Annotated in this window: 22 protein-coding genes; 14 read left to right on the top strand and 8 right to left on the bottom strand. The window is 66.1% G+C overall.

All coding sequences use genetic code 11. The features are described from left to right. Window positions 1–146 precede the first annotated feature (146 nt). Window positions 147–572 carry an STAS domain-containing protein gene (locus ACLP4W_RS12920; RefSeq protein WP_442386516.1) on the top strand — a complete coding sequence of 142 codons (426 nt, stop codon included), beginning with the start codon at window positions 147–149 and terminating at the stop codon, window positions 570–572. Here the strand turns inward: ACLP4W_RS12920 and ACLP4W_RS12915 are convergent. After that, the gene (locus ACLP4W_RS12915) at window positions 543–1,331 is read right to left on the bottom strand and encodes an RNA polymerase sigma factor SigF (RefSeq protein ID WP_442386515.1); all 789 of its coding nucleotides are present in this window, start codon (window positions 1,329–1,331) and stop codon (window positions 543–545) included. The genes ACLP4W_RS12920 and ACLP4W_RS12915 overlap by 30 nt on opposite strands. Then, entirely contained in the window at window positions 1,328–1,765 is a 438-nt protein-coding gene (locus tag ACLP4W_RS12910) for an ATP-binding protein (RefSeq protein WP_442386514.1), read from the bottom strand. Before ACLP4W_RS12910 ends, ACLP4W_RS12915 begins: the two co-directional genes overlap by 4 nt. Before the next feature lie 244 nt (window positions 1,766–2,009). Between ACLP4W_RS12910 and ACLP4W_RS12905 the strand changes: the two genes are divergently transcribed. Beyond that, on the top strand, window positions 2,010–2,390 hold the full coding sequence (locus ACLP4W_RS12905) for a hypothetical protein (RefSeq protein ID WP_442386513.1): 381 nt from the start codon (window positions 2,010–2,012) through the stop codon (window positions 2,388–2,390). Window positions 2,391–2,488: 98 nt separating this feature from the next. After that, entirely contained in the window at window positions 2,489–2,827 is a 339-nt protein-coding gene (usfY, locus tag ACLP4W_RS12900; RefSeq protein ID WP_442386512.1) for a protein UsfY, read from the top strand. Window positions 2,828–2,868: 41 nt separating this feature from the next. Here usfY and ACLP4W_RS12895 read toward each other — a convergent pair whose 3' ends face one another. From ACLP4W_RS12895 to ACLP4W_RS12885, 3 genes are all read right to left on the bottom strand, one after another. Next, a complete protein-coding gene (locus ACLP4W_RS12895) occupies window positions 2,869–3,252 on the bottom strand; it encodes a hypothetical protein (protein WP_442386511.1) in 384 nt (127 codons plus the stop codon). Between the two features lie 151 nt (window positions 3,253–3,403). Further along, window positions 3,404–4,765, bottom strand: coding sequence for an L-lysine 6-transaminase (lat, locus tag ACLP4W_RS12890; RefSeq protein WP_442386510.1), 1,362 nt, complete (start codon window positions 4,763–4,765; stop codon window positions 3,404–3,406). 52 nt (window positions 4,766–4,817) lie between these two features. Then, window positions 4,818–5,270, bottom strand: a complete 453-nt coding sequence (locus ACLP4W_RS12885; protein WP_442386509.1) for an Lrp/AsnC family transcriptional regulator — start codon at window positions 5,268–5,270, stop codon at window positions 4,818–4,820. A gap of 29 nt (window positions 5,271–5,299) precedes the next feature. Between ACLP4W_RS12885 and hglS the strand changes: the two genes are divergently transcribed. The 6 genes from hglS to ACLP4W_RS12855 all read left to right on the top strand — a co-directional run bounded on the left by hglS (window position 5,300) and on the right by ACLP4W_RS12855 (window position 14,824). Continuing rightward, entirely contained in the window at window positions 5,300–6,559 is a 1,260-nt protein-coding gene (gene hglS / locus ACLP4W_RS12880; RefSeq protein WP_442386508.1) for a 2-oxoadipate dioxygenase/decarboxylase, read from the top strand. 105 nt (window positions 6,560–6,664) lie between these two features. Then, a complete protein-coding gene (gene amaB / locus ACLP4W_RS12875) occupies window positions 6,665–8,188 on the top strand; it encodes an L-piperidine-6-carboxylate dehydrogenase (protein WP_442386507.1) in 1,524 nt (507 codons plus the stop codon). 45 nt (window positions 8,189–8,233) lie between these two features. Continuing rightward, window positions 8,234–8,899, top strand: coding sequence for a TetR/AcrR family transcriptional regulator (locus ACLP4W_RS12870; protein WP_442386506.1), 666 nt, complete (start codon window positions 8,234–8,236; stop codon window positions 8,897–8,899). A 45-nt stretch (window positions 8,900–8,944) separates the two neighbouring features. Then, on the top strand, window positions 8,945–13,600 hold the full coding sequence (locus ACLP4W_RS12865) for an ATP-dependent helicase (RefSeq protein WP_442386505.1): 4,656 nt from the start codon (window positions 8,945–8,947) through the stop codon (window positions 13,598–13,600). Window positions 13,601–13,603: 3 nt separating this feature from the next. Further along, window positions 13,604–14,359 carry an endonuclease VIII Nei2 gene (gene nei2 / locus ACLP4W_RS12860; RefSeq protein ID WP_442386504.1) on the top strand — a complete coding sequence of 252 codons (756 nt, stop codon included), beginning with the start codon at window positions 13,604–13,606 and terminating at the stop codon, window positions 14,357–14,359. Window positions 14,360–14,476: 117 nt separating this feature from the next. Beyond that, the gene (locus tag ACLP4W_RS12855; RefSeq protein ID WP_442386503.1) at window positions 14,477–14,824 is read left to right on the top strand and encodes a DUF732 domain-containing protein; all 348 of its coding nucleotides are present in this window, start codon (window positions 14,477–14,479) and stop codon (window positions 14,822–14,824) included. Between the two features lie 26 nt (window positions 14,825–14,850). On the opposite strand, the gene pstS is transcribed toward ACLP4W_RS12855, so the two are convergent. Together pstS and ACLP4W_RS12845 are read right to left on the bottom strand one after the other, a co-directional pair. Beyond that, entirely contained in the window at window positions 14,851–15,963 is a 1,113-nt protein-coding gene (gene pstS / locus ACLP4W_RS12850) for a phosphate ABC transporter substrate-binding protein PstS (protein WP_442386502.1), read from the bottom strand. A 164-nt stretch (window positions 15,964–16,127) separates the two neighbouring features. Further along, window positions 16,128–17,045: an extracellular catalytic domain type 1 short-chain-length polyhydroxyalkanoate depolymerase gene (locus ACLP4W_RS12845; RefSeq protein WP_442386501.1), complete on the bottom strand. Its 918-nt coding sequence runs from the start codon at window positions 17,043–17,045 to the stop codon at window positions 16,128–16,130. Window positions 17,046–17,258: 213 nt separating this feature from the next. On the opposite strand from ACLP4W_RS12845, the gene ACLP4W_RS12840 reads away from it, so the two are divergent. The 4 genes from ACLP4W_RS12840 to ACLP4W_RS12825 all read left to right on the top strand — a co-directional run bounded on the left by ACLP4W_RS12840 (window position 17,259) and on the right by ACLP4W_RS12825 (window position 22,156). Further along, window positions 17,259–17,609 carry a DUF732 domain-containing protein gene (locus tag ACLP4W_RS12840; protein WP_442386500.1) on the top strand — a complete coding sequence of 117 codons (351 nt, stop codon included), beginning with the start codon at window positions 17,259–17,261 and terminating at the stop codon, window positions 17,607–17,609. A gap of 504 nt (window positions 17,610–18,113) precedes the next feature. Beyond that, window positions 18,114–18,458 (top strand): DUF732 domain-containing protein, encoded by a 345-nt coding sequence (locus ACLP4W_RS12835; protein WP_442386499.1) that lies wholly within the window; start codon window positions 18,114–18,116, stop codon window positions 18,456–18,458. 588 nt (window positions 18,459–19,046) lie between these two features. After that, window positions 19,047–20,795 (top strand): ABC transporter permease, encoded by a 1,749-nt coding sequence (locus ACLP4W_RS12830; RefSeq protein WP_442386498.1) that lies wholly within the window; start codon window positions 19,047–19,049, stop codon window positions 20,793–20,795. A gap of 23 nt (window positions 20,796–20,818) precedes the next feature. After that, entirely contained in the window at window positions 20,819–22,156 is a 1,338-nt protein-coding gene (locus tag ACLP4W_RS12825; protein WP_442386497.1) for an ABC transporter ATP-binding protein, read from the top strand. Here the strand turns inward: ACLP4W_RS12825 and phoU are convergent. After that, window positions 22,150–22,815, bottom strand: coding sequence for a phosphate signaling complex protein PhoU (gene phoU / locus ACLP4W_RS12820; protein ID WP_442386496.1), 666 nt, complete (start codon window positions 22,813–22,815; stop codon window positions 22,150–22,152). The two genes, ACLP4W_RS12825 and phoU, sit on opposite strands and share 7 nt — an antisense overlap. Window positions 22,816–23,148: 333 nt before the next feature. Between phoU and mgtA the strand changes: the two genes are divergently transcribed. Next, window positions 23,149–25,809 (top strand): magnesium-translocating P-type ATPase, encoded by a 2,661-nt coding sequence (gene mgtA, locus ACLP4W_RS12815; RefSeq protein WP_442386495.1) that lies wholly within the window; start codon window positions 23,149–23,151, stop codon window positions 25,807–25,809. Window positions 25,810–25,832: the final 23 nt, after the last annotated feature.

Genomic DNA, 25,832 nt, shown 5'->3' with positions numbered 1-25,832 from the left:
GGTAGGGTTCAGGTCAGGTTGAGTTCACAGCCGCCCGGATGACGTCACGGAGGCGGGGAAAGGCCAAAGGCGAACTCCCGGCCTCCAACTCAGCACCCAGGCTGACGTCATCCACAGCACGGTCCTTCCAGTGATGGAGTCAAGCAATGCCTGTGACTGTGACCCAATCGTGGCAGCAAAGCCGCACGGCTCAATTCACTGCCCACTGGAGCTCGTCGGGCACGGTAGTTGCCGCCGACGGTGAGCTCGACGCCGCCAACGCCGATCAGCTCGCCGCTTGCGTGCAACGCTGCGTCGGCCGTTGCACGCGAGTGATCCTGGACCTGCGTGGCCTGGATTTCATTGGCACCGCCGGCTTTTCGGCGCTACACCGAATCAACGTCATGTGCTCGGGCGCCCAGGCGTACTGGGCCATGGTGCCGAGCCCGGCCGTGTCGCGGTTGCTCCGCATCTGCGACCCGGACGGCACCCTGCCGGTGACGACGCCGACTGCGGAGCCGCTGCTGCGGTCGGACCGGGCCGGACGCCGAGAGCACCGGCCCCTACTGCAACTGGTCACGCAGCCGCGTTAGCGACTTCGCCAGCAGCCGGGACACGTGCATCTGTGAGATGCCGACCCGCTCGGCGATCTGCGTTTGCGTCATCGACTCGAAAAACCTGAGTACCAAGACGATTCGTTCCCGCTCAGGCAGCGACTCGAGCAAAGGACGCAGCGCCTCCCGATCCTCGATGCGGTCCAGACCGGCGTCGACGTCGCCCAAAGTGTCGGCTATAGCACGGGCGTCGTCGTCGTCGCTGCCGCCGCCGGTGTCGATGGACAAAGTGTTGTAAGAGCTGCCCGCGACCAGACCCTCGACGACCTCGTCGCGTTCCATGCCGAGTTCCGCGGCGAGTTCGGTTGCGGTGGGCGCCCGGCCGAGACGTTGCGACAGCTCGGCGGTGGCGCTACCGAGCCGCAAGTGCAGTTCCTTCAGTCGCCGCGGAACCTTGACCGACCAGCTGTTGTCGCGGAAGTGACGGCGGACCTCGCCCATGATCGTGGGCACCGCAAACGAAACAAAGTCCGACCCGGCCTCGACGTCGAAGCGGATCACCGCGTTGACCAAGCCAACCCGCGCCACTTGAACCAAGTCGTCGCGCGGTTCCCCCCGGCCCTCGAATCGACGGGCGATGTGATCACCCAGCGGCAGGCACCGCTCCACGATCTTGTCCCGTTGGCGCTGGAATTCCATCGAGTTGGGGGCGAAACTGGCCAATTCACGGAACATCTCCGGAACATCGGCGTATTCGTTCGGGCGCGAAACCGAACCGCCGCCAGCTTGCGCTGTCACCTGCTGGAGGCCACCCGTCGCGCCGTCAGCGTGATACCGAAGACACTGCCGGTTTCATCGGGTTCGCGACCGTCATGAAAAGTCCGCACGTCGTCGGCCAACGACGTCAGCACATGCCAGCTGAAGCTGCCGGGCGGCACCACGTCGTGGGTGTCGCAGGCCGCAGAAGCCTCCACCACCAACTCGTCGTCGTGCGGGTCGACCACAACGACCAACGTTGCGCCGGGAGTGGCCGAGCGGATCAACCGGGTGCACACTTCGTCTACCGCGAGCCGCAGGTCCGCCACGGCATCGAAATCGAGGTCCTCGAAGGTGCCGATGGCGCCGACCAGCGTGCGCAACAGGGCCAGGTTTTCCAGGCGTGCCGCAACGTGTAGTTCGACGGCGCGCTGGCCGCGTTGACGGTTGTTAGCGCGCAATCCCGCATCGGTCATTTGGTCTCCCGGCGATGTTTCACTGACACTACTACGGCTTTGCAGCCCGCCGTGGACCGTAGGTTCCAACCGATGTCATGGGGTGACCACGCTAACGCAACCCTTTCGGCACTCAATCATGGTTTAGAGCTGATACCCACTCGACGCGGCGAATAACCCCAATGAAGATCGGGATGCACGACCGCGGCGACGATCCTTAACAGGTTTCTTAACAGTCCCGACTTCGAGACCTACACTTATTGGCATGAAGCAGATCCTGCTGCGTGCAGCAGTGCTTCTGGGATCGTGGGCGATCGGACTGCTGGTGGCGGCCTGGGTTGTCCCCGGCATCTCGGTGTCGGCGTCGGGATTCATCGTCGCCGTCGTATTGTTCTCGGCAGCGCAGACGACCTTGTCTCTGTTGATCTTGAAGTTGCCCCGCGCATACGCATCGCTGCTCCTCGGCGGCACCGGCCTGGTGTTGACCCTCGTCGCGTTGGGTCTCGCCTCGGTATTGACTCACGGGCTCACCATCCGCGGCGCTGCGTCCTGGCTTGCCGCAACGATTGTGGTGTGGCTTGTGACAACGGTTGGCGCGATTTCGCTCCCGGAGGCGCTCGTTCGCGATGCGGCCGGCTCGGCCTGACCCGTCCGATTTGCCCGCGGGCTGAGCCGCAGCTGACCGGCAAAGTTTTCAGTGTCGCCAGGCCCGCGGAGTGAGTAGCATTTTTGTTATCCCGTCCGATGACGGAGGGAGAGGTGATGGGCGATAGGCATCACGATCCGACGGATCATTTCCGGACCACGCAACCGCACGCCGGCATCACGATGAAGGACAATCTCTTCTGGCCCGGGTTCATCCTGCTGGCCGTCGCATTGTCCGGCATGATCAGCACTACGGCTGCCGCCGCCTACGGACATTACGAGTGGCTCGCCACGACGGTGCTCATCGCCGTGCTCGGAACGGTCGCCGGGGCGCTGTGGTTCGTCGTGGAGCATCGCCGCGTGGCCCGCATCGATGAGCGGTGGCGCGTCCCGAACCCCGGCAGTCCGCGGCGCGAGCGCGCTGCGAGGCAGCGGTAAGAGCCGACCCGTAATTCAGTGGGTCGTGTAGTTAATGCTGGTCAAAGGGCCAATACCGGGCCCGCGATTGGCCCAACGCCCAGGCCAAGCGTCACTACCATCAGCGTCAACAAAAACCAGCCGGCGCCGTGCCATCCCCACCAGGTACCCCCGACCTTCCACACACGGTAGGTGCGCAGAAACGCCCACACCCCGGCGGCAAACAAGATCAGCGGGCTCCCGAGCGCCAACAGCGTCCGCTGGGGGGCGCCACAGGCCACCGTGTCGACGCCCACGCCCGGGCAGGTGCTGACCCACAATGCCGCCAGGATGAAGAACGCGACTCCCGCAACCGCGGCCAGGACGGCAAACCGGATGGCGGCGCGCACCTCGCCGTCTTCCTGTCCCAAGCGATCGCCAGACGACCGCTCATCCGCCTTCTGCATCCTTGCCCCTTATATTCCGCTTCGGGCTGCCCTTATTCCATCGTTCGCGGCGTCGCAATAGTTACCGCGCCACGACGGTTTTTTCGGCCACCTCGCGGGTAATCACCTGGGTGCAAATACCCGGCAGCAAACCAAGTAAACCGCCACAGCCCTAGGCCACCGCCCTCAGGGCACCGCGTACGGCAGAAATCGCCGCGTCGATTTCTGCTCGCGAAACCGTCAGAGCGGGACGAAACCGAACGCCGTCTTTACCGGCGGGCAGCACAATTACGGCACGCCGCCAGAGCTCGCGGATCAATTCATCGCGGTCGGCGGTGGTCGGCAGGTTGAACGCACACATCAGGCCGCGGCCGCGAGGGTCGAGAACCAGGGCCGGGAAGTCGTCGGCGAGTTCGTCGAGCCGGTTACGCAGGTAGCGACCCTGTTCGGCGGCGTGGTCGAACAGTTCGTGCGCTTCGATCACCTCCAGGATGCGGCGCGCCCGCACCATGTCGGTCAGGTTGCCGCCCCACGTCGAGTTGATCCGTGACGTGACCGCGAAGACGTTGTCGGCGATCTCGTCGACCCGTCGGCCGGCCATGATCCCGCACACCTGCGTCTTCTTGCCGAACGCCACAACATCGGGTTGGACACCCAATTGCTGGTAGGCCCAAGCGGTTCCGGTGGACCCACAGCCGGTCTGCACCTCATCGAAGATCAGCAGGGCGTCGTATTCGTCGCACAGCTTACGCATCGCCGCAAAGAACTCCGGCCGGAAGTGCCGGTCGCCACCCTCCCCCTGGATGGGTTCGGCGATGAAGCACGCGATGTCGTGCGGGTACGCCTCGAACGCCGCGCGGGCCTGGCGCAGCGACTCGGCTTCCAGCGCATCCATCGCCGCCCCGTCCAGGCCGGGCTGGATGAACGGCGCGTCGATGCGCGGCCAGTCGAACTGCGGGAAGCGGGCCACCGTGACCGGCTTGGTGTTGGTCAGCGACATGGTGTAGCCGCTGCGGCCATGGAACGCTCCGCGCAAGTGCAGCACCCGGGTACCGAGGGCCGGATCGATGCCGTGCCTCTCGTTGTGCCGGCTCTTCCAGTCGAACGCGACCTTGAGCGCGTTCTCCACCGCCAGTGCGCCGCCATCGACGAAGAACAGGTGCGGCAGGTCCGGGTCACCCAGCACGCGTGCGAAGGTCTCAACGAAGCGGGCCATCGCGACCGTGTATACATCGGAGTTGCTCGGCTTGTTCAGCGCGGCCCGCGTGAGTTCGGCGCAAAACTCGTCGTCGTCGGCCAGCGCCGGGTGGTTCATGCCCAGCGCCGACGAGGCAAAGAAAGTGAACATGTCGAGGTAGCGCCGACCGTCTCGGGCGTCGACCAGATACGAGCCGGCCGACCGCGTCGGATCGAGCACCAGGTCAAAACCGTCGGCCAGAATGCTGCGCGACAGCACCTCATGCACCTGGTCGGGTTCGGTCGGCAAGTCGGCGGGCGCTTCAGCAAGCACGAGGTACTTCCGAGCCGCGGTCATGCCGCCAATAATAGCCGATTTTTACGGAATCATGACGCATATACCGGAAATATTATGGTATGTATTGCCGATCACTGTAAAAAGTATTGAGAATGATAGTGCTTCGAGTCTGCACGTCGGCCGTTGTCCGGATTCGTCGCAGCAGGTCCTCGAGCACCCGCGCGGACGCCACGCGCACCAGCAGGACGTAGCTCTCCTCGCCGGCTATCGAGTGACACGATTCGATCTCCTCTATGTGTTGCAGGCGGGCGGGCGCATCGTCGGGTTGAGAGGGATCCAGAGGAGTAATGGCCACGAACGCTGACAGGAGGTGGCCGACCGCCTCCGGGTTGATGCGCGCGGAATACCCCGATATCACACCGCGAGACTCCAATCGACGGACCCGCGACTGGACCGCCGAGACCGACAGCCCGGCACTTGCGGCCAGCTCCGCCAAAGTGGAGCGTCCGTCGGCGACCAGCTGGCGCATCAAGATCCGGTCGATGTCGTCGAGCGTCTCGTTCATGGCCGGAGACTATCGCAGCGACGGTGCGGATGAGCTCGGCTAAAAGGCTGGTGACCTGGCAGCTGCGGGCGCAATTCGCCGCCGGGCTGTCGGCCATGTACGCCGGCGAGGTGCCCGCTTACGCCACGTTGGTCGAGGTGAGCGGGCAGGTCAATGCCGATTACGTGGCACGCCATCGAGGTGCCGAACGCCTTGGCTCGCTGCAGCGGGTTACCGCCGAGCGGCATGGCGCCATCCGGGTGGGCGGCCCGGCCGAACTGGCCGCCGTCGCCGATTTGTTCGCCGCGTTCGGCATGGCGCCGGTCGGCTACTACGATCTGCGTTCGGCGAAGTCGCCTATTCCGGTGGTGTCCACCGCTTTTCGGCCCATCGACGCAAACGAGCTGGCGCGCAATCCGTTCCGGGTGTTCACTTCCATGCTGGCCACCCGGGACCGCCGGTTTTTCGAACCTGACCTGCGCACCCGCGTGGAGACCTTCATCGCGCGGCGCCAACTGTTCGACCCGGCGTTGCTCGCGCGGGCGCGGATCATCGCCGCCGAGGGTGCCTGCGACGCCGACGAGGCGCAGGCATTCGTCGCGGCGGCGGTGTCGGCATTCGCGCTGTCGCGCGAGCCGATCAAGAAATCCTGGTACGACGAGTTGTCGCGGGTGTCTGCGGTGGCCGCCGACATCGCCGGGGTCAGTTCCACCCACATCAATCACCTGACGCCGCGAGTCCTCGACATCGACGATCTGTACCGGCGGATGACCGAGCGCGGCATCACCATGACCGACGCCATCCAGGGCCCGCCCCGGACCGCCGGACCCGCGGTGCTGTTGCGCCAGAGCTCCTTTCGCGCACTCGCCGAACGATGCCTGTTTCGCCGCAGGGACGGCGCCCTCACCTCCGGAAACCTGCGGGTGCGGTTCGGTGAAGTCGAGTCGCGCGGTGTCGCGCTGACCCCGCGCGGGCGCGAGCGCTACGACGCCGCGATGGCTCAGCTTGTTGGGGAAGCCAACCCGGCCGCAGTCTGGGGCCAGTACTTCCCGTCGACCGACAAGGAGATGGCCGCCGAGGGGTTGGCCTACTACCGTGGTGGCGACCCGTCGGCACCCATCGTCTACGAAGACTTCTTGCCCGCCTCGGCGGCGGGCATCTTCCGGTCCAACCTGGACCGCGACAGCGCGGCCGCTGACGGCGCCGACGATTCCGGTTACGACGTGCAGTGGCTGGCCGGGGCGATCGGCCGCGATATTTATGACCCGTACGCACTTTACGAAGCGCTTTCCCAGGAGGCACCGCAGTGAACCTGCCCGCGCCGGCGACAATGCAGAGCGACGCGATGAGGAGGAGCGGCGCATGACGACGACGCCGGCGACGATGCAGAGCGACGCGATGAGGAGGAGCGGCGCATGACGAGCACCGACGCGTTGCGTGCTCGGGCACGTCGCGCCCTAGAGGCAATCGGAGCCGACGTCAGCCGCGGCGAGCCGGGCGAGAAGGGGCTGCCCGCCAGCACACCGATCACCGGCGACGTGCTGTTCACCGTCGCGCATACAAGGCCCGAGCAGGCCGATCGGACCATTGCCGACGCCGATCGAGCGTTTTCGGCATGGCGGAGCATGCCGGCACCGGCGCGTGGCGCACTGGCGGCCCGGCTCGGCGAGCTGCTCACCGAACACAAGGACCACCTCGCGACGCTGGTGACGCTCGAGGTGGGCAAGATCACCTCGGAAGCGCTGGGCGAGGTGCAGGAAATGATCGACGTCTGCCAGTTCGCCGTCGGCCTGTCGCGGCAGCTCTACGGCCGAACGATCGCGTCGGAACGCCCGGGGCATCGGCTCCTCGAAACCTGGCATCCACTCGGTGTGGTCGGCGTGATCACCGCGTTCAACTTCCCGGTTGCGGTCTGGGCATGGAACGCCGCGGTGGCGCTGGTGTGCGGGGACACGGTGGTGTGGAAGCCTTCGGAGCTGACGCCGTTGACGGCTCTGGCCTGCCAGGCGCTGATCGGCCGGGCCGCCGCCGACGTCGGTGCCCCGCCCGCGGTGAGCGGTCTGATCCTGGGCGACCGCGACCTTGGTGAGCGGCTGGTTGACAATCCCCGGATCGCGCTAGTGTCCGCGACCGGCTCGGTGCGGATGGGGCAGGCGGTCGGCCCACGGGTGGCCGGGCGCTTCGGGCGGGCGCTGCTGGAATTGGGTGGCAACAACGCGGCCATCGTGACGCGGGCGGCCGACCTGGACCTGGCGGTGCGCGCCATCGTGTTCGCCGCCGCCGGCACGGCCGGTCAGCGCTGCACCAGCCTGCGCCGGCTGATCGTCCACCGCTCGGTCGCCGACGACGTGGCGGCGCGCGTCGTCGCCGCCTTCCGGCAGCTGCCCGTCGGCGACCCGTCGGCCGCGGGCACGCTCGTCGGGCCACTCATTCACGAGAGGGCCTACCGCGACATGGTGGGAGCCTTGGAACAGGCACGCGCCGATGGCGGCGAGGTCGTCGGTGGCGACCGCGTTCACTTCGACGGCTCGGACCATCCGGGCGCGTACTACGTCGCGCCCGCCGTGGTGCGAATGCCCGCACAGACCGCCATCGTGGCGACCGAAACCTTCGCGCCGATCCTCTACGTGCTGACCTACGACGACCTCGATGACGCGATAGCGCTCAATAACGGTGTGCCGCAAGGACTTTCGTCGGCGATCTTCACCACGGACCTGCGGGAGGCCGAATTTTTCCTGGACGGATCCGACTGCGGTATCGCCAACGTCAATATCGGCACCTCCGGCGCCGAGATCGGCGGCGCGTTCGGCGGTGAGAAGCAGACGGGCGGCGGGCGGGAATCTGGTTCGGATTCGTGGAAGGCCTACATGCGGCGCGCCACCAACACCGTCAACTACTCGACCGAGTTGCCGCTGGCCCAGGGCGTGCAGTTCGGCTGAAAGCGGCATGCTTAGATCTCACGTTTGGTGGGTACTATTTGACGCATGCCGACAGCCAGAAGGCGGCTATCCCCTGAGGATCGCCGTGCCGAGCTGCTCGCGCTGGGGGCAGAAGTCTTTGGGAAGCGACCCTATGACGAGGTCCGCATCGACGAGATAGCCGAACGCGCCGGAGTATCTCGCGCGCTGATGTATCACTATTTCCCGGACAAACGGGCGTTTTTCGCCGCGGTGGTCCGGGACGAAGCCGACCGGCTGTATGAGAGCACCAAGCGCCCGCCACCCAACGGAATCACGTTTTTCGAAGAGATCCGGGTCGGCGTGCTGGCCTACATGGCCTACCAAGAGCAGAATCCGGAGTCCGCGTGGGCCGCGTATGTCGGTCTCGGCCGGTCCGACCCGGTTCTGCTCGGCATCGACGAAGAAGCCAAGAACCGCCAGATGGAACACATCATGGGCCGCGTCGGCGAGTTCGTGAGTGCGACCCCGGGACAGACGCTGGCACCGGAGGTGGAGCGGGACCTGCGGGTGATCCTGCACGGCTGGCTGGCATTTACCTTCGAGATTTGCCGCCAGCGGATCATGGACCCCACGACCGACGCCGAGCGGCTCGCCAGCGCCTGTGCGCACACGCTGCTGGACACGATCGCTCGGGTACCGGAAATTCCTTCCGAAATGGCCGAAGCGGCGATGCTCACCGCCAGAATGTGAGAAAACCAGGCAGTTGCTGTCGGTACCGGTTGGCACCATGGTCAGGTGAGCACTAACGCTGGTTCCAGGCCGGCTGAGCCCCGGCCCCCCGACCGCGGGAGCCCCGACCCGTTGGGCCGGTTCAGCGCGATCACCCGCGAGTGGTTCAACACCACTTTCGCCGCGCCGACCACCGCACAGGCCAACGCCTGGGACGCCATCGCCAATGGCGATAACACCCTGGTGATCGCGCCGACCGGATCCGGCAAGACGCTGGCCGCGTTCCTGTGGGCCCTCGACACCCTGGCCAATCCTGCGACTCCTCCCGACCGGCGTGCAGGCACGCGCGTGCTGTACGTGTCACCCCTCAAGGCGCTGGCGGTCGACGTCGAGCGCAACCTGCGCACCCCGCTGGCGGGGCTCACCAGGATCGCCCATCGCCATGGTCTGCCGGCGCCCGACATCAGCGTCGGGGTCCGCTCCGGAGACACCCCGCCAGAGCGCCGCCGCCAGCTCATCGCCCGCCCGCCCGACGTGCTGATCACCACCCCGGAGTCACTGTTTTTGATGCTGACCTCGGCCGCGCGCGAAACCCTGGCCGGCGTGCAGACGGTGATCGTCGACGAGATCCACGCCATCGCCGGCGGTAAACGCGGCGCACACCTGGCCGTTTCCCTGGAGCGACTCCAGGATTTGTCACAAGACCTACGTCAGGGCCGGCCCGCGCAGCGCATCGGGTTGTCGGCGACCGTGCGTCCGCCCGAGGAGCTGGCGAGGTTCCTGTCCGGACAATCCCGCACGACCATCGTGGCTCCGCCGTCGCCCAAAACCCTCGAGCTCACGGTCCAGGTCCCGGTGCCCGACATGGCGAACTTGGCCAACAACACCATCTGGCCCGATGTCGAGGCGCGCCTGGTGGATCTGATCGAATCGCACAATTCGACCATCGTATTCGCCAATTCGCGGCGCCTGGCCGAGCGACTCACCGCACGGCTCAACGAGATTCACGCCGAACGCAGTGGCATCGAGCTCTCGGCCCCGGCTAATCTGAAGGCCAACCCGAAGGTGCCGGGTGGGGCGCCGGCGCACATCTTGGGGAGCGGCCAGACCTTCGGTGCGGCCCCGCTGCTGGCGCGCGCCCACCACGGCTCGGTCAGCAAGGAGCAGCGCGCCCTGGTCGAAGAGGACCTCAAACGCGGACTGCTCAAAGCGGTGGTGGCGACCTCCAGCCTTGAGCTCGGCATCGACATGGGTGCGGTCGACCTGGTGATCCAGGTGGAGGCACCGCCGTCGGTGGCCAGCGGCCTGCAACGCATCGGGCGGGCCGGACATCAGGTCGGCGAGGTCTCCCGGGGTGTGCTGTTCCCCAAGCACCGCACCGACCTGATCGGTTGCGCGGTGAGCGTGCAGCGGATGCTCGCCGGTCAGATCGAGACGATGCGGGTGCCCACCAACCCGCTGGACATCCTGGCTCAGCAGACCGTGGCGGCGGCCGCGCTGGAGCCGCTGGACGCCGACCGGTGGTTCGACACGGTGCGCCGCAGCGCTCCGTTCGCGACCCTGCCGCGCAGCGTGTACGAGGCCACCCTGGATTTGCTGTCCGGGAAGTATCCGTCCACCGAGTTCGCCGAGCTGCGACCGCGATTGGTTTACGACCGGGACACCGGCACGCTGACCGCGCGGCCCGGTGCGCAGCGGCTGGCCGTCACCTCCGGCGGCGCCATCCCCGATCGCGGGCTGTTCACGGTCTACCTTGCTACCGAGTCGGAGAAGCCTTCGCGGGTGGGCGAACTCGACGAGGAAATGGTCTACGAGTCCCGTCCTGGTGATGTCATCTCGCTGGGCGCCACCAGCTGGCGGATCACCGAGATCACCCATGACCGCGTGCTGGTGATCCCCGCGCCCGGCCAGCCGGCCCGGTTGCCGTTCTGGCGCGGCGACGACGTGGGCCGCCCGGCCGAGCTGGGCGCCGCACTCGGCGCGTTCACCGGCGAACTGGCCGGACTGAACCGCGAGCCGTTCGACAAACTTTGTGCGGATTTGGGTTTCGACGCCTACGCGACCGACAACCTGTGGGGGCTGCTGGACGAGCAGCGGACCGCGGCCGGGGTGGTACCCACCGACACCACCCTGCTGGTCGAGCGGTTCCGTGACGAACTGGGCGACTGGCGGGTGATCCTGCACTCGCCGTACGGGCTGCGGGTGCACGGACCGCTCGCGCTGGCCGTGGGCCGGCGGCTGCGCGAACGCTATGGGATCGACGAGAAGCCCACCGCCTCCGACGACGGCATCGTAGTGCGATTGCCCGACAGCATGGAGGAAACCCCGCCGGGTGCAGAGCTTTTCGTCTTCGACGCCGACGAGATCGACCCGATCGTCACTGCCGAAGTGGGTGGCTCGGCGTTGTTCGCGTCACGGTTCCGGGAGTGCGCGGCCCGCGCTCTGCTGCTACCCCGCCGACACCCCGGCCGCCGCTCGCCGCTGTGGCACCAACGTCAGCGGGCGGCCCAGCTGCTCGACGTGGCCCGCAAATACCCCGACTTCCCGATCGTGCTGGAGACCGTGCGCGAATGCCTGCAGGACGTCTACGACGTCCCGGCCCTGGTCGGGCTGATGACTGGCATCGCGCAGCGCCGGGTGCGGGTGCTCGAAGCGGAGACCGCCAAACCCTCGCCGTTCGCGGCGTCGCTCTTGTTCGGTTACGTCGGCGCGTTCGTCTACGAGGGCGATACCCCGCTCGCCGAACGCCGCGCCGCGGCGCTCTCGCTGGATACCACGCTGCTGGCCGAGTTGCTCGGCCGGGTAGAGCTGCGCGAGTTGCTCGATCCCGAGGTCATCGCCGCGACCGGCCGGCAGTTACAACACCTGTCCGCTGACCGTGCCGCCCGCGACGCCGAAGCGGTCGCGGACCTGCTGCGACTGCTGGGTCCGCTCACCGAGGACGAGGTCGCCGCCCGGGCCAGCGTCGCCGACGGCACCGACATCAGGGGCTGGCTGGAGGGTTTGCGCGCCACCAGGCGCGCGCTGACCGTGTCGTTCGCCGGCCGCAGCTGGTGGGTGGCCGTCGAAGACATCGGCCGGCTGCGCGACGGAGTCGGGGTGGCGGTTCCGCCGGGCGTGCCGGCGACGTTCACCGGGGAGGTGGCCGACCCGCTCGGCGAGCTGCTGAGCCGCTACGCGCGCACGCACACCCCGTTCACCACGGCCGAGGCCGCGGCCAGATTCGGCCTGGGACTGCGGGTGACGGCCGACGTGTTGGGCCGGCTGGCTAGCCCGGGGACTCTTGGAGGCCGGCTGGTGCGCGGCGACTTCGTCGCCGCCCCCGAGATGCCCGGGGTATCCGCCGGCGGCGCCGAGCAATGGTGCGACGCCGACGTGTTGCGGATTCTGCGGCGGCGTTCGCTGGCGGCGCTGCGCGCCCAGGTCGAGCCGGTGAGCACCGCCGCCTACGGGCGGTTCCTGCCGGCCTGGCACCGGGTGTCGTCGGGCCAGTCAGGTATCGACGGCCTGGCGTCCGTGATCGATCAGCTGGCCGGTGTTCGGATGCCGGCCTCGGCGATCGAACCACTAGTATTGGCGCCGCGCGTGCGTGACTACTCCCCCGCGATGCTCGACGAACTGCTCGCGACCGGCGAGATCACTTGGTCGGGGGCGGGGTCGATCTCGGGCAGTGACGGCTGGATCGCCCTACACGCAAGCGATTCGGCGCCCATGACGCTCGCCGTGCCCGCCGACATCGACCTCACCGACGCCCACCGCGCGATCCTGGACACGCTGGCCGGGGGTGGCGCGTACTTCTTCCGCCAGCTCGCCCGGGACGAGATCGGCGGAACGACACTGAAAGCCGCTCTCTGGGAACTGATCTGGGCCGGCCGGGTCACCGGCGACACCTTTGCCCCAGTCCGCGCCATGCTCGGTGGCGCGGGAACACGCAAGCGCTCCGCGCCGGCGCACCGGGCACATCGCCCGCCCCGTCTGAGCCGCTACAGCGTCGCGCATGCCCAGTCCCGCACCATCGACCCGGCGGTTTCCGGCCGATGGTCGGCGCTGCCGCCTCCCGAGCCGGATTCCACGCTGCGCGCCCACTACCAGGCCGAGCTGCTGCTGAACCGCCACGGCGTGCTGACCCGAGGCGCGGTGGCGGCCGAGGGCGTACCGGGCGGGTTCGCCACTCTCTACAAGGTGCTGAGCACATTCGAGGAGGCCGGCAGGTGCCAGCGTGGCTATTTCGTCGAGTCGTTGGGCGGCGCCCAGTTCGCCGTCGCATCGACCGTCGACCGGCTGCGCAGCTACACCGACGGCCCCGGCTCTTTCAAAGACCCGGAACGACCGGACTACCGCGCCGTCGCGCTGGCCGCCACCGACCCGGCCAACCCCTACGGTGCCGCCCTGCCCTGGCCGGCCTGCAACGGCGAGGGCCCCGGGGCACGACCGGGCCGCAAGGCGGGCGCACTCGTCGTGCTGGTGGACGGCGAGCTGGCTTGGTTCCTCGAGCGGGGCGGACGATCGTTGCTGGCATTCACCGACGATCCCACGGCCGATCACGCGGCGGCAGCGGCTCTGGCCGACCTGGTCGCCGCCCGGCGCGTCGCGTCGATCCTGGTCGAACGCGTCGATGGAGTTCCGGCCTTACAGCCGCGCGACGGGGGGCCGAATCCGGTCATCGAGGCTTTGTCGGACGCCGGCTTCGCCCGCACCCCACGCGGAATGCGGCTGCGGTAACCAATGCCCGAGGGTGACACCGTCTGGCATACCGCGGCGATGCTGCGACAGCACCTGGCCGGACAGACACTGACGCGCTGCGATGTCCGGGTACCGCGGTTCGCCACCGTCGACCTCACCGGGCAGGTGGTGGACGAAGTGCTGAGTCGAGGGAAACACCTGTTCATCCGAGTCGGGCGGGCCAGCATTCACTCGCATCTAAAGATGGACGGCAGCTGGCGGGTCGGCGACCGGCCGGTGCGGGTGGATCACCGGGCACGAATCATTCTGGAAGCAAACGGCATTCGCGCTGTCGGCGTCGACCTGGGCGTGCTGGAGATCCTGGAGCGCGACCACGACGGCGACGCGGTCGCCCATCTTGGGCCCGATCTGCTGGGCCAAGACTGGGACCCCGCGCGTGCGGCCGCCAACCTGACTGTGCGCCCGGACCGGCCGCTCGCCGAGGCGTTGCTGGACCAGCGAGTGCTGGCCGGGGTGGGCAATGTGTACTGCAACGAACTGTGTTTCGTCAGCGGACATCTGCCCACCGCTCCGGTGAGCGCGGTCGCCGACCCACACCGCTTGGCGTCGCGAGCCCGGGACATGCTGTGGGTTAACCGCTTTCGCTGGAACCGCTGCACCACGGGCGACACCCGGGCGGGCCGGCAACTGTGGGTCTACGGGCGAGCCGGGCAGCCTTGCCGTCGCTGCGGCACCCACATCGAATACGACGACACCGGTGAGCGGGTGGCGTATTGGTGCCCGTCCTGCCAGCGCTGAATCGGCCAGGGCCTCGTCCGCGCCGTGGACTTTCGCCCATCCGATCGTGGCGTGGGATGATCGCAATGTCAGCGGCTTGGCTTGCCGCCAGGACTGATCAGCAGGGAGGTTCCAGCAATGGCGACCAGCCAGGTGCGCTCGCCCCGACCCGTGCGATCCCTGTTGGCCGGCCTTGCTCTCGTGGTCGTGCTGGTCAGCCTGGCGGGAATGACGGGCCCGACCGCGCGTGCCGACGCGGTCGACAACGTGTTCGTGGACGCGGTGAAGGCCAAGGGCATCAACTTCCCGTCGCCGCAAGCCGCGATCGTTGCCGGCCATGAGGTCTGCGATGAACTTGACCTCGGTAGGCAGAAGACCGACGTCGTGACTGCGGTGATGGCAAACAGCAACCTGGACGGCTATCACGCCGCGTTCTTTGTCGGCGCGAGCGTAGCCGCGTACTGCCCGAGGTATCGGGGCGGTTAGCGGTCTTCGGGCCAAACCGCCTCAGCTCATGAGATGGCGTTGACCGCGGTCGACAATCGCGACTTGAACTCGCTCGGAATGGGGACATACCCGTTGTCCGCCAGACCATTCTGGCCGGCGCCGATCGTGCTTTGCAGGAACGCCTTCACGGCCGTTCCGACCTTCGAATCGGGATACTTCGAGCAGACAATCTCATACGTCGCCAGCACGATCGGGTAGGAGTTAGGCTGGTTTGGCCGGTAGAACGAGATCGTGTCGAGGGCGAGGTCGTTGCCATCCTTGATGAACCAGGCAGAAGAAATCGTCTTGCCCACCGAGTCCGCGCTGATCGCCACCGGGTCCGGACCGGCCGACGTGATGATCCCGGCCATGTTCAGGTGCTGCGCCTGGGCAAACGACCATTCGTTGTAGGTGATCGACCCTTCGGTGCTCTTGGCGGCCGCGGCGGCGCCGTCGTTGCCCTTGGCACCCTCGCCGACTCCACCGTTGAACTTCTTTCCGGCGCCCTTTCCCCACGCGCCGTTGGAAGCGGAATCGAGATATCTCTGGAAGTTATCCGTGGTGCCGGACTCGTCGTTGCGGAACACGACACGAATCGGCTCAGCGGGCAAGGTGGCACCTGGGTTGAGGGCCTGGATTGCAGGATCGTTCCAGGCGGTAGTGGCGCCGTTGAAGATCCTGGCCGCAGTCGGACCGTCGAGATTCAGCGAAGTCACGCCGTTGACGTTGTAGGCGATGGCGATGGGGCCGAATACCACCGGCAGGTTCCACGCCGGCGAGCCGCATCGCTGCTCCGCCCTGGTGGACTCGTCCTTGCTCAGCGGCGAGTCCGAGCCACCGAAATCGGTTTGGTCGCCGACGAATTCGCCGATTCCGGCGCCGGAACCGTTGGGCGTGTAGTTCAAGGACTGCCCCGAGCAGGCTTCTTCGAAAGCCTTGACAAAACGGGTCATTGCGTTTGCCTGGGCCGTGGAACCACTGGCCCGCAAAGTCGGCTCGCCGCCGCAGGTCACCTTCACCGACGACGTGCCCGTCGTCGCACTTCCTCCGGTAGCCTTGTTGTCACCGCCACACGCCGACAACATCAGTGCGCCAGTGGCCAGAATACTCAGTGCGGCGCCAAATCGATTGATTTCCAATCGAATTCCTTTGAACGGTACAGACGGGACGGTCGCCGCCGGCTCCTCATCCCCAGTCCGGGCACGCCGAACTGCCGTCTTCCTCGCAGCCATGAGGCATAGTAACAAGATCGCGCTTCAGCCACAGTTTCCGACCGTGTACGCGGTCCCACAGGCCGCGCAAGCTAGCTACGGGCGTGCGCTAGGAAGAACTGTGCGATGACTTCCGAGGCGTCGAGCGCACGCGAGGTACGCCCGATGATCGCCTGGGGCAGATATTGCTTGCCGCCCGGCCAAGTGTGCCCGCCGTTGTCGATCCGGTAGAAAACCACCTCGGTGGACGCCGCGCATGCCGTGGAATCAAAGCGGTGAACGACGGTGGCGTCCCCGACGTCGGGCAACACCTGCGCCGACGGATCGCCTTGGCACCCATCGGCCGAACGCCACTTGTCCACCATGCTATTAACCGAGATGGCGTGGCTGACCCCGCCGCGACCGCGCACGGCCCCACCGTTGAACGGCACCAGCGGATCGGCGGTCCCATGCGCCTCCAGCACCGACACCGGCCGCGACGGATTGCAGGGCAGGCCGGCGCCCAACGTGCCCGCCACCGGCGCGATCGCGGCGAAGACATCGGCGCGGTCACAAGCCAGTTTGTTGGACATGAAGCCCCCATTGGACATTCCGGTGGCGAAGACATGGCCGGGGGCGATGTTGTACTCGTTTTGCAGCTTGCCTGCCAACGCAACCAGGAACCCGACATCGTCGACGTGGCGGCGATCCGCCGGCGAAGCCCCCCGCCCGTCGGCCCAGCTTTTCTCATAACCGTCGGGATAGACCACCAGGAGGTTGTTGGCGTCGGCAACGCTGTCGAAGTCGGTCAGAACCTGCTGTCCGGTTCCGGTACCGCCGCCACCGTGCAGGCTGACCACCAAGCCGACGGGGTCGCCGGGCGGCACATGCAATGTGTAAGTTCGGTCCATGCCGCCGGAACGGAACGTACCGGGCAGATCTCGAGCGCTGGCCGCCGAAACGTGTCGCACGCCGCAACCGACCACGCATGCCGCCAGAAGAGTGAGCGACAACCAGCGCGCGTACGGCATGCCGACAAGTTACCGATGGAACTCGAGGATCGACGAGGGCGGGCGGTCCCGGTTGGTGACCCAGCAGGGGGCAGGGCGGAACCGGACCCAATGTTGCCACGTTCGCAACGTCGGCGATAATTGGATAATGCCATTCGGTAACGTGTTGGCAACCTTCGCGGCCAGACTTAGTGTCATCAACAATCACACCTGTGTTTAAGGGGAGTAACTGAAATGACGAGTAACCGCGCCCGCTATCCTGGCTGGCTGCTGTCGGCTGCAGGCCTGGTACTGGCGGCCGCGCTGCTGGGCCCGCTGGGAGCAGCCCCGACCGCTCACGCCGACGCTACCGATGATGCGTTCATAGCGGCGCTGAGGAACGACGGCATCGAACACGAGTCAAAGCAGTCCGCCATCGCGGCCGGTCATCTGGTTTGCCATCAACTTGATATGGGCAAAACGCAGGAGCAGATCGCAACTGACGTGATGAGCAGCAGCAGCATGGACGGCGAGCATGCCGGGTACTTTGTCGCGATCGCCGAGCGTGCGTACTGCCCGCAATATGCGGACATATCAACACCATGATGGTATGCGTCAAATTCGCGGGCCGGCGGCGCGCAGAATCGCATACCACGAACTGACGACGAACGTATTGGTCAGCATTGCAATCGGGCTCGGCGCCGCAGTTTCGGTTGCAGCGCCGGCGGGCGCCAACCCCAGTTCGTTCGGCGCCCTCAGCTGTAGCTGTCGGCAGACAGCCACCAGCACCAGCCGCGCCGCTACGGACCCGGTAAATCTGGGAATCCAGCAGGCGCTCAGCGATTTGCGTCCCTCTCGAGGCGGCACTCATCTGAGTCCGGTCCCCAGCTAATCACCGCGCTCGTGGAATGCCTTTCCGGCTTCCTGATGAACAATTGGTGGCCGGCGGCGGAAGGGGCTTGCGTGTTGCAATGATCGCAATCCGCGGCCATTGGATCATCCAACGCTGTAATGTGGCTGTAATGTGCAGTTTTCGCGGCTTGACTTGCTGCCAGCAACCAATGGCAATTCCGCTCCGTGGGAGTATATGAAATCGTGGGGATATCCGAAATGACGAGCATCCGAATTCGGCTGCTCAGCCCCTCGCTACTCCTGGCGGCCACCCGGCTGGTCCTGCTGGCCGCGCTTGGCTCGGTCGGACTAGCAGTACCGACCGCTCACGCCGACGCCACCGATGACGCGTTCCTGTCGGCACTGAACGCCAAGGGCATCAACTTCGGGTCACCGGGTAAGGCGCTCATCGCCGCTCACGAGGTCTGCGATGAGCTCGATAACGGCAAGACACCGCCGCAGGTCGCCTCGACCGTACAGAGCAACAGCAACCTGGACGGCTATCACGCCGGATACTTCGTCGGCGCCAGCATAAGGGCGTACTGCCCGAAATATGCTTCTTAACGAAATCGCAACGCCTCGGTGACAGGTATCCGACTTTCCGCGTCGTAGATTTTTGATACCAACTAGCGCGGAGAACACACGTGGTATCGAAAATCTTGGTCAGCGTCGCTCTTGCGGTCGGTGCCGCGGTGGGGGTTGCCGCACCTGCCGGCGCTGACCCCAGCGTGTTCAGCACCCTCAGCTGTAGCTGCGCTGAGACGGTTTCGGACGGCAAAGCTCCTGCCACCGACCAGGTGAAGCAGGGATTGCAGGCCGGGCTTTCTGATCTGCCGACCGGCCAACCCCCACAGTAACGTTCAGCTTCTTCAGCCCGCGGCACCCTGTCCGACGGCTTGGACTGCCGCGTGCCCGTGCGACGCCTTCTCGGCCTCATGATGAACGGGCATGAACGCCTGTCAGACGGATAGCGTCGCCGGTCGCAGAATCTAGGCCTCGGCGGGCTTGCAGGCGATCGTTTACCGCTGATTCACCCTGCGTACCACAACCGGCGCACGGGTGGTGAAAAGCCGTTGATTGCGCCAACATTGGCCCTGGCTCCACCGGAGTCGTCAGTTCCTCAACTTCGCTTCAGTATCGGGCGGTGCGCGAATGACCGTGGTTCACACTTTTCCCGGCCGCGGTGTGGCGGTGGCGGCGCGCCCGACACGTAACTGGGCCGCCGACGTCGCCGTGTTCGTTGGTGCCGCGGTGCTGCTGTGGTTGGTGGTGCGCGTCGGCCGCGGGACGGCCGTGCCGTGGACGGTACCCAGCGCACCCTCATCGGTGTCCACCGACCCCAGCCACCTTCCGTATTACGCTGCCCGGTCGCTGCTGCGCATGTTCATCGCGCTGGGCCTGTCGCTGGTGTTCACGTTCCTCTATGCCACCGCGGCGGCGCGCTCGCGCCGCGCCGAAAAGGTGCTCATCCCGCTGCTGGACTTCTTGCAATCCGTGCCGGTCCTGGGCTTCCTCGCCATCACCATCACCGGCTTCATCGCCTTGTTTCCCGGTTCGATGCTGGGCTTGGAATGCGCGTCGATCTTCGCGATTTTCACGTCGCAGGCGTGGAACATGACATTCGCGTTCTATCAATCGCTGATCACCCAACCCCACGATCTCGACGAGGCCTCCCGCCTGTTGCGGCTGTCACGATGGCAACGGTTCTGGCGGGTCGACCTGCCCAGCGGGGTGATTCCGCTGGTCTGGAACGGCATGATGAGTTTCGGCGGGGGCTGGTTTTTCCTCACCGCGTCGGAAGCCTTGAGCGTCAACAACCATAAGTTCGCCCTGCCCGGGATCGGCGCCTATGTCGCATCCGCCAGCGACCAGGGAAATCTGACGAGGGTGCTGCTGGCCATCGCGACCATGATCGTGGTGATCATCGGGGTGAACGCGCTGTTCTGGCGGCCGCTGACAGCATGGGCCGAACGATTCCGCATCGAGGAATCCGCGGCCATCGAAGCGCCGCGCAGTGTGACGCTGGACGTCCTGCGGCGCTCACGCGTTCCTGGCATCGTCGGCCGTCCGCTCGGGCGGCTGGTCTATCCGGTCGACCGGGTGACGGCGGTGTTCGGGACGACCGGGCCTCCGCTGAAAACGTCAACCGCGCGCCGCCGCACCGGCGACGTCGTATTCGTTCTCAGCGTGATGGTCGCGCTCGGCTACGGCGCGTTCCGGGTGATCGAGTACATCGCCGGCAGCGTTGGCTTCGCCGAAGTCGGCCACGCGGCGCTGCTCGGCCTGGCCACCTTCGCCCGTGTCGTGGTGGTGGTCGTGGTCTCGACGTTGATCTGGGTGCCGATCGGAGTATGGATTGGCATGAATCCCAAGGTGACTCGGCTGGCTCAGCCGGTGGTGCAGGTGCTGGCGTCGTTCCCGGCGAACTTTTTGTTCCCGTTGTTCACCGCCGTGCTGCTTGCCACCGGGATCAGCATCAACTGGGGCGGCATCCTGCTGATGGCCCTCGGTACGCAGTGGTACATCCTGTTCAACGTCATCGCCGGGGCCAGTGAGATCCCCACTGAGCTTCGCGACGCCGCCGCCAGCCTGCGGCTGCCCACGGTGCTGAGGTGGCGCACCCTGATACTGCCCGGAATCTTCGGCAGTTACGTCACCGGCGGCATCACCGCGGCCGGGGGGGCGTGGAACGCTTCCATCGTCGCCGAGGTCGTCCAGTACCACCACACCACGTTGTCCGCTGTCGGGCTGGGCGCATACATCACGCATGCCACCGCGGTCGGCGACGCGCCGCGCCTGCTCATCGGCGTGATCGCGATGAGCTTCTATGTCGTGACGACGAACATCGTGCTGTGGCAGCGCCTCTACCGCCTGTCCGAGCGGCGCTTCTCCCTATCCTGATCCTGAGCTTGACGGAGGTTCCCATGACTGAAGACGACGTGATCATCCATCTCGACCATGTCAGCAAAAGCTTCGGCAAGCCCGACGGTGGCACGTTGCTGGTCCTCGACGACATCAACCTCGACATTCGCGCGGGCGAAGTCGTCGCCGTGCTCGGTCGCTCCGGGTGCGGCAAGTCGACGCTGCTGCGCATCATCGCCGGACTGATCGCCCCCACCAGCGGTGCGGCGCGCAACCACGGCGCCGAACTCGATGCCGCCAACCCTGGTACCGCGATGGTGTTCCAGAACTTCGCCCTGATGCCCTGGCTGACCGTGCAAAAGAACGTCGAACTCGGGCTGGCAGCGCGCAAAATCGCCCCGGCCGAGCGGAGTAACCGTGCGGTGGACGCCATCGATTTGATTGGCCTCGACGGTTTCGAATCCGCCTACCCCAAAGAATTGTCCGGCGGGATGCGCCAGCGCGTCGGGTTCGCCCGGGCCCTGGTGCTGCAACCCGATCTGCTGCTGATGGACGAACCGTTCTCCGCCCTCGACGTCCTCACCGCCGAAAACCTGCGTAGCGAGCTGATGAGTCTGTGGACCGGCCAAGAATTTCCAACCAAGGCCATCTGCCTGGTCACCCACAACATTGAAGAAGCGATCACGCTGGCCGACCGTGTCATCGTGCTGAGCAGCAATCCCGGCCGCGTCCTGGCCGAATTCCCCATCGAACTCGAGCGTCCCCGCGACCGCCGTTCGCCATCCTTTGAGGCGCTGGTCGACAAACTGTATGGACTGCTGACCGGCACCGGACCGGCAACCACGCTGGTCGAACCCGGCGCCGCCACCCCCACCAGCCACCCGCTACCCAGAGCCACCGTCGGCGGGCTGGCCGGGCTGGTCGAAATCGTCTACGGCAAAGGTGGGCGCGCCGACATCCCCGACATCGCCACCGACTTGGGCATCGATGCCGAAGACCTGCTGCCCCTCGTGGACGCCGCAGCGCTGCTCGACTTCGTGCGCGTCAACGGCGCCGATCTCGAATTGTCCCCCACCGGCAAGGATTTCACCGTCGCCGATATCCAGGCCAGCAAGCAGATCTTCGCCCAGCAAGCACGCACGCGCGCGCCGCTGGTGCGCACCATCTGCCACGCTCTGCACGACTGCCCGGACGGCAACCTGCGCGCCGGATTCTTCCTCGACATCCTGCAACAGGGATTCAACCCCCAAGACGCCCAACGACAACTCGACACCGCCATCGGCTGGGGCCGCTACGCCGAACTCTTCGACTACAACACCAGCACCGACCAAATAACAGCGGACCCCAACGCCACGCTGGTGGCGACCACGCCTAGCCAGAAGCCGCCACGCCCTCAGTAGGTGGAGATCTCATCCTCGGCAGGTAGCGCGCCGCTACTCATGAAGATGACACGACGGCCGATCTCCACGGCGTGGTCGGCGAAGCGCTCAAAGAAGCGGCCCAACAACGCCACTTCCACACCGACGGAGACGCTGTGCTCCCATTCCGGATCTAGCAGCACAACGAACAAGTGCCTGTATAGATCGTCCATCGCCTTGTCTTGGTCGCGAAGTTGAGCGGCTTGCTGCGGGTCACGGGACACCAGCACCTGTTTCGCACTGTCGCCCAACGCGATTGCCACCCTTGCCATGTCAGTGAAGCACCCGCGGACGTCCTCGGGAAGTACGTGCTTCGGATGCTCCCGACGGGCGATCTTGGCTATATGCACGGCCAACGCGCCCATTCGTTCCGTGTCGGCGATGATCTGAATCGAGCTGAAGATCGCCCGCAGATCGCCGGCCACCGGTTGCTGTAACGCCAGCAGCGCGAGCGCTTCTTTTTCGACTCGCGCTCGCAGTGCCACGATCCGCTCATGGTCGCGGATCACCTGCTCGGCGGCGCTGAGGTCGGCCTCCAGCAGAGCCTGGGTCGCGCCCTTCATCGCCACCCCGGCCATCCCGCACATCTCTCCTAATTGCGTGGCCAGGTCGTCCAGCTGCTTGTGATAGGCGGTCCGCATGGGTGAAGCCTCCCTGAACCCGAGTTGTCGCGCGGAGCTGCCGCGAGTCCGCACGGCAATCATTGACCATGACGGTGCCGATGCGACAGAGCTTTGAATACCAAAGTGCGCGTCGCAGGCAAACAACAGGGAAATTTTCGCCTTCAAGGACATCTTTCTCGTCGAAGCCAGGCGAGTTCACGCCCCGCCGGCAAGTGACGAAAGGCACGAGAAATTGTGTCTAAATGGCTCCCCGCAGTGACGCCGCTGCCGGTTAGTCTGCGTCCATTACGGCGGCGCCGAGAGCACTCGGGCGATCACAACTGGGAACGGCTGTATGGATCAGGGCGTTACATGGCCACCGAGGCGGAGGTGCGTGAACCAGTGACCGCCCAGGAGGTTGCTGCCGCTTCGGCGGAGCAGGTGCTGCGCCGGTTGGAGAGCTCGGTCGATGGACTGTCCAGTGCCCAGGCCTGCGAACGCCTGGTCCGGTACGGCCCCAATGCAATCCGCACCCATCGCGTCAGCGCTTGGGCGGTGCTCGCCCGCCAGCTGAACAGCGCCGTGCTGATCCTGCTGGCGTTCACCGCCGTGCTGTCGTATTTCCTCGGCGACCACAACCAGGCGCTGATCATCGGCGTGATCCTGACCGCCAGCATCGGATTGGGTTTTTTCAACGAGTACCGCGCCGAGCGGACCGCGGCCGCATTGCACTCCCGAGTCCGCCACACCGCAATCGTGAAACGCGACGGGAGATTCACCGATGTCGGCGTCCGCGAGCTGGTACCCGGTGATGTGATCCGGCTGTCGCTCGGGCAGGCCGTGCCCGCGGACGTGCGATTGATCCAGACCGCGGCGCTGGAATGCGACGAGAGCATCCTGTCCGGAGAATCGGCCGGCTCGGAGAAGTCAGCGACAGCGGTGCCGGCTGGTGTCGCGCTGACTGATATGGCCGACCTGGCGTTCATGGGCACGATCGTGAGCGCGGGTGAGGGCCTGGCCGTCGTCTATGCCACCGGCAACGACGCCGAGTTCGGCCGGATCGCGGCCGGTTTGAGTGAGCGGCAACCCGAGACCGAGTTTCAGGCCGGTCTGCGCCGGTTTTCCTATCTGCTGCTGCGAGTCGCGATCGCGCTCACCGCGATGATTTTGGTCACCAACTTGATGCTGCACCGGCCACTGATCACTTCGGCGCTGTTTGCGCTGGCCATCGCCGTCAGCATCACACCGCAGCTGCTGCCCGCGGTGGTGAGCACCGCCCTGGCGACCGGTTCGCGGCAACTGGCCAAGGCCAAGGTGCTGGTCAAGCGTCTGGTGTGCATCGAAGACTTCGGCGATATCGACATCCTGATCACCGATAAAACCGGAACCTTGACCGAGGGCCGCATCAGCCTGGTCGATACCGTCGACCCGGCCGGAGTGCACACCGACTCGGTGCTGCGTTTGGCATTGCTGGCCTGCGACATCGATTCCGCCGCAGACGGCACGGTGACCAACGGGTTGGACGGCGCGCTCTGGGCGCACCCAGGTGCGCAGCAGCTCGTCGGCGACGACGTTGCGCGGGTGGCCTTTTTGCCGTTCGACCACACCCGCCGGGCGACCTCGGCCCTGGTCGATGACCAGGGGAAGCGGCTCCTCGTGGTCAAGGGCGCACCCGAGCAGGTGCTGACTCGCTGCTCGGGCACACCGCAGCACGCTCAACAAACGCTGACGGCGTTGTTCGAGGCCGGGCGCCGGGTGGTTGCCGTGGCGGTCAGGCCGGCGCCACAACTGGCAGCCATCACCGCCGATGACGAGTCCGAGCTGATGCTGGTTGGGTTCTGCGTTTTCGCCGACGAACCGAAGGCCGCCGCCCGACAATCCCTCGCCGAGCTCGCCGCGATGGGTATCGAAGTGAAAATCGCCACTGGCGACAACCCCCGGGTTGCGGAAACGGTCTGTGCCGCATTGGGTTTGGCCTCCAGGGGAACGATCACCGGCGCGGAGATGGAGCATTTCGGCGATGAGGAGTTCGCGCACGCCGCCCAGAACTACAGCATCTTTGCCCGAATTTCGCCCGAGCAGAAGGCACGGCTTGTCACCGCGGCGCGGCGCACCGGACGATCGGTCGGGTTTCTCGGCGACGGGGTCAACGACGCGCTGGCCCTGCACGCCGCCGACGTCGGCATCTCCGTCGACACCGCCACCGATGTCGCCAAGGACGCCGCCGACGTGGTGCTGCTGGAAAAGGATCTGGGCGTGCTGGCCACCGGCGTGGCCACGGGCAGGCGGATTTTCGCCAACACGATCAAGTACGTGTTCATGGGCACATCGAGCAACTTCGGCAACACGTTCAGCGCCGCGGCGGCCTCGGCGTTTTTGCCATTCCTGCCGATGTTGGCGAGCCAGATCTTGCTGGGCAACTTGCTCTACGACGCCTCCCAGCTGGCGATCCCCACCGACTTGGTCGATGAGGAGCAACGCGATGCGCCGTCGCACTGGAACGTCGCGTTCATCCGCAGGTTCATGCTTACGTTCGGCCCGATCAACTCGCTGTTCGACTTCTTGACCTTCGGGTTCATGCTCGGCGTGCTGCACGCCGGGGAGGTGGCGTTTCACACCGGGTGGTTCCTGGAAAACGTGCTCACGCAAACGTTTATCGTTTTCGCGATCCGTACCCGCAGAGTGCCGTTTCTGCGCAGCAGGCCGGGCACGTTGCTGACCGTGACGCTGATGACGGTGGACGTGGTCGGCATTGTGCTCACCATTACGCCGCTGGGCCGCAAACTGGGTTTCGTTCCGCTGCCGTGGCAGTTCTACGCGGCGCTGGCCGTGTTTATCGTCACCTACCTGGTCCTCGTGGACGCGACCAAGAAAGTGTTCTACAGCGAGCCGATGCGAGTTTTCGGCCAGCCTGTCCGAACTCGCGGCCACGGACATCTGATTCAGCGCCGCGCCGCGCGTTTCATCCATGTCGGCCGGCCCGCCCCGGCGGTGGCCCGCACCGCTCAACGACGCCCGTCCAATCAGCTCTGAGTCGAGCAGAGAATTCGGTGCTG

It is taken from the genome of Mycobacterium sp. (assembly GCF_052145595.1).
GTDB lineage: Bacteria > Actinomycetota > Actinomycetes > Mycobacteriales > Mycobacteriaceae > Mycobacterium.
Note: the sequence above shows the minus strand (reverse complement) of the source record. Positions and strands in the feature narration are given on the sequence as shown.

Coding starts and splice junctions, on each gene's coding strand:
- ACLP4W_RS12910 (WP_442386514.1), bottom strand. CDS start 1,765: ATGACCGATGCGGGATTGCGCGCTAACAACCGTCAACGCGGCCAGCGC.
- ACLP4W_RS12895 (WP_442386511.1), bottom strand. CDS start 3,252: ATGCAGAAGGCGGATGAGCGGTCGTCTGGCGATCGCTTGGGACAGGAA.
- ACLP4W_RS12920 (WP_442386516.1), top strand. CDS start 147: ATGCCTGTGACTGTGACCCAATCGTGGCAGCAAAGCCGCACGGCTCAA.
- amaB (WP_442386507.1), top strand. CDS start 6,665: ATGACGAGCACCGACGCGTTGCGTGCTCGGGCACGTCGCGCCCTAGAG.
- ACLP4W_RS12845 (WP_442386501.1), bottom strand. CDS start 17,045: ATGCCGTACGCGCGCTGGTTGTCGCTCACTCTTCTGGCGGCATGCGTG.
- nei2 (WP_442386504.1), top strand. CDS start 13,604: ATGCCCGAGGGTGACACCGTCTGGCATACCGCGGCGATGCTGCGACAG.
- ACLP4W_RS12870 (WP_442386506.1), top strand. CDS start 8,234: ATGCCGACAGCCAGAAGGCGGCTATCCCCTGAGGATCGCCGTGCCGAG.
- ACLP4W_RS12840 (WP_442386500.1), top strand. CDS start 17,259: ATGACGAGTAACCGCGCCCGCTATCCTGGCTGGCTGCTGTCGGCTGCA.
- ACLP4W_RS12830 (WP_442386498.1), top strand. CDS start 19,047: ATGACCGTGGTTCACACTTTTCCCGGCCGCGGTGTGGCGGTGGCGGCG.
- ACLP4W_RS12835 (WP_442386499.1), top strand. CDS start 18,114: ATGACGAGCATCCGAATTCGGCTGCTCAGCCCCTCGCTACTCCTGGCG.
- lat (WP_442386510.1), bottom strand. CDS start 4,765: ATGACCGCGGCTCGGAAGTACCTCGTGCTTGCTGAAGCGCCCGCCGAC.
- ACLP4W_RS12905 (WP_442386513.1), top strand. CDS start 2,010: ATGAAGCAGATCCTGCTGCGTGCAGCAGTGCTTCTGGGATCGTGGGCG.
- ACLP4W_RS12885 (WP_442386509.1), bottom strand. CDS start 5,270: ATGAACGAGACGCTCGACGACATCGACCGGATCTTGATGCGCCAGCTG.
- ACLP4W_RS12855 (WP_442386503.1), top strand. CDS start 14,477: ATGGCGACCAGCCAGGTGCGCTCGCCCCGACCCGTGCGATCCCTGTTG.
- hglS (WP_442386508.1), top strand. CDS start 5,300: ATGAGCTCGGCTAAAAGGCTGGTGACCTGGCAGCTGCGGGCGCAATTC.
- mgtA (WP_442386495.1), top strand. CDS start 23,149: ATGGCCACCGAGGCGGAGGTGCGTGAACCAGTGACCGCCCAGGAGGTT.
- phoU (WP_442386496.1), bottom strand. CDS start 22,815: ATGCGGACCGCCTATCACAAGCAGCTGGACGACCTGGCCACGCAATTA.
- ACLP4W_RS12825 (WP_442386497.1), top strand. CDS start 20,819: ATGACTGAAGACGACGTGATCATCCATCTCGACCATGTCAGCAAAAGC.
- usfY (WP_442386512.1), top strand. CDS start 2,489: ATGACGGAGGGAGAGGTGATGGGCGATAGGCATCACGATCCGACGGAT.